The organism is Actinomycetota bacterium (assembly GCA_019347575.1).
Taxonomy (GTDB): domain Bacteria; phylum Actinomycetota; class Nitriliruptoria; order Nitriliruptorales; family Nitriliruptoraceae; genus JAHWKY01.
On the sequence record JAHWKY010000105.1, the window covers coordinates 1 to 2800 of the forward strand.

Here is a 2800-nt window from a genome sequence, read left to right on the forward strand (position 1 = left end):
TCTCGACGGTGGCCACCTGGTCGTTGACGGTCCCGTACTCGCAGCCGCTGCTCTCTGGGGCGCTGGTGGTGCTGTTGCCAACGACCCCGAGCGGGCTGTCCTCGGTCGCTGGCGCGCCGCACGCCGTGCCCTTCAACTCCAGGCACACCCCGTCGTCCTCGGTCAGCCACGCGGACATGCGCCAACTCCGGTCGCTTCCCTCGAACACGCCCTCGGCAATCACGACCGGGGAGGTGATCGCCCGGGGAGTGTCCTCCTCGGGCGGTCCGGGTTCTGACGGGTTCTCCGACGGCTGCTGCGCGCCATCTCCGATGACAGGTCCGGAGGCCGGCCGGGACTGGACGAACACGACCAGGGTTGCCACCACCAGCAGCAGCGCCACTGCGCCCGCGGCCACGACACGCCGGGTCCGGTCGCGGCGGCGCACGTGTCGGGCTCGGTCCCGTCGTCGTCGGTGCAGGCGGTGATGGTGTTGGTGCCGGACTGCTGGTTGGTGAAGGTGAAGGTGGCGGTGCCGTTGGCGTCGGTGGTGTCGGTGCCAGAGGCTGGCGTGGGATCGCCGGCGCCGGTGACCTCGAACCTCACATCCGCCCCCGACACCGGGTTGCCGGAGCTGTCGGTCAGGGTCGCGGTCACGGTGTGGTCCTCACCGACCGTGTTCGTGGCGGACTCGGGCTCGAGCACGAGCGTGTCGGGGGCGCCGGCCTCCCACGTCGCGTCCGCGGTGTCGGCGACGTCATCGGGGTCGGTCACCACGTTCCCCGCGGTGACGGTCGCGCAACCGTCGGCGGTGTCATCGACGCAGGCGACGATCCGGTCGACGGCGGCTGTCGCGGGCCCGTCGTAGTCGAGGGTTGCTTCCCCGTCGTCGTCGGTCGTTACGGTGTCGGTCACGACCGGGACGGCACCGAAGTCGTCCCCCCCGTCGGTGGACCGGTAGACCTCGAACCTCACCGGCACGTCCGGGAGACGGTCGACGGCGTGCCCAGCGACCGTCGCGGTCACCGAGTGATCCGTCGCGGCCGGGTTGGTCGCCTCGGACGGATCGAGGGTGAGGTCGCAGGCGCCGTCCTCCGTCGCGAGGCGCCGCAACTGGAACTCCGCCGCGACGCGCACCGCGGCCGGGCCACCGGCGACCCGGACCAGCTCGACCTCGCAGCCGAGCGACTCGAGGAACGGTGCGAGTGCGGCCGCGCGGCTGTCGAGCGTCTCCGGGTCCCAGGTGAGGAGGACGGGGGAGCGGAGGAGGCCGGCACGTGCTCCGAGGCTCAGCGCGTCGGGGAAGTTGGCACCGACCGCGAAGTTCAGCACCTCTGTGCCCCACCCGAGCTGGTCACGTGCGAAGCGCGCGATGGCCACGGCGGTCTCGACCCGGTCCTCCCCCGACACGCGGATCACGGTGATGCCGCGAGCTCGCAGCTGCGCCGCCACCGTCTCGGAGACGGCCACCGGCCCCCCCGGGATGATGACCTGGGTGATCGCTCGCGACTCGAGCGCCTCCGCCGTATCCGGGTGCAGGGATCCGGAGCGGGTCAACAGCAGGGGGAACTCGGCCGAGAACGCCACCGCTCCGGCGACGAGCGCATCCGGGAAGTTCTCGCCGCTCGCCACGATGGCGGTGCGGCGGCCGTTGAGGAACCCGACCGTGGTCCCGGGTCCGGTGGCGATGGCCGCCGCGGTGGCGTAGCGGTGGGCGCCGGTGATACGACCGACGTTGAGGCCGAGTGCGCGCAGCTGGTCCGCGACCGCCTCGCTCACGGCCTCGGGTCCGCCGAGGATGAACGCGTGGCTCGCCCCGAGGTCCTCGATCGCCGCTCGTGTCTCGTCGGGGACGAAGGTCGTGTGCGTGAGCAGCACCGGCGCCCCGAGCTGACCGGCGAGGTAGTTGCCGGCGAGGGAATCGGGGAACGCATCACCGCGTGCGATGAGCACCGCGTCGGAGGGGTCGAAGCCTTCCCGTGCGATCAGACTCGCCGTATCGAAGCGTGTCGAGCCGCGGTAGCGCTCGGAGCGGACGAGGCCGTCGCCGGACCAGTCGACCACGGTGCCCGTCACCCCGGGGAACGACGAACGCGGCGGAGCAGCATCGGAGGCGGGCGGTGCGAGGCCGAGCAGCAGCGCCATCCCGAGGAGCGCCCCGAGCGCGTACGTGATCGGTCGCTGACGAGCCGACTGACCGGAACGCGCGTGGTGAACCATGACCAATCCCCTCTGCCGCTCCCCGTCGAGCGTCGGTTCCGCTCCGGCCCCTCGCGGACCGACCGTAGCGTCAACGCCCGCGGTATGCGCCGGTTGCTGACGATCGGTGTCGGGTCAGCTGAGCTCAGGGGGCGTCTCGCCGAACTCCTCGTAGTGGGCGGCGAGGTGGCTGTAGACATCCTCGATGTCGGGCTGGGGCAGGTCCACGCCGCCCCGACCGCCGGTCATGATGTTCATCGCGCGGTGCACGCCCACACGACGTGCAGGGGCGTCGATGGGTTCGTGGCCTCCGACGAGCGTCCCCCCTCCGACCTGGGCGAGGCTCAGGTGTGGCGGGCTTGGTCCCAGGCGGATAGGGGTAGGGAGCAGTAGTAGCCCAGGTCGGGTTGGCCCGATCCGACCGGGGGGAGCTGCGATGCGCCGCGGAAGCGGGTGCCGTTCTGGGCCAGTGCTGTCCCGACGGCCGCCTGTTCAAGGGTGTCGATGGAGCCGGCGGGTGGGAGGGGGAAGGTGCCGGGTTCGACCACGTGCAGGAAGGTGAACATGCCCAGGTCGGAGTGGCGTTGGACGTGGCAGTGGATCATCCAGTCGCCGTTGCCGA

2 protein-coding genes are annotated in these 2800 nt (G+C 71.6%); both read right to left on the reverse strand.

Annotated elements, in window-relative coordinates; translation table 11 throughout:
* Positions 1–219 precede the first annotated feature (219 nt).
* On the reverse strand, positions 220–2199 hold the full coding sequence (locus tag KY469_22775; protein MBW3665915.1) for a cell wall-binding repeat-containing protein: 1980 nt from the start codon (positions 2197–2199) through the stop codon (positions 220–222).
* A gap of 323 nt (positions 2200–2522) precedes the next feature.
* On the reverse strand, positions 2523–2800 hold a 278-nt coding region (locus tag KY469_22780), incomplete at its 5' end, for a multicopper oxidase domain-containing protein (protein ID MBW3665916.1).

Coding starts and splice junctions, on each gene's coding strand:
- KY469_22775 (MBW3665915.1), bottom strand. CDS start 2,199: ATGGTTCACCACGCGCGTTCCGGTCAGTCGGCTCGTCAGCGACCGATC.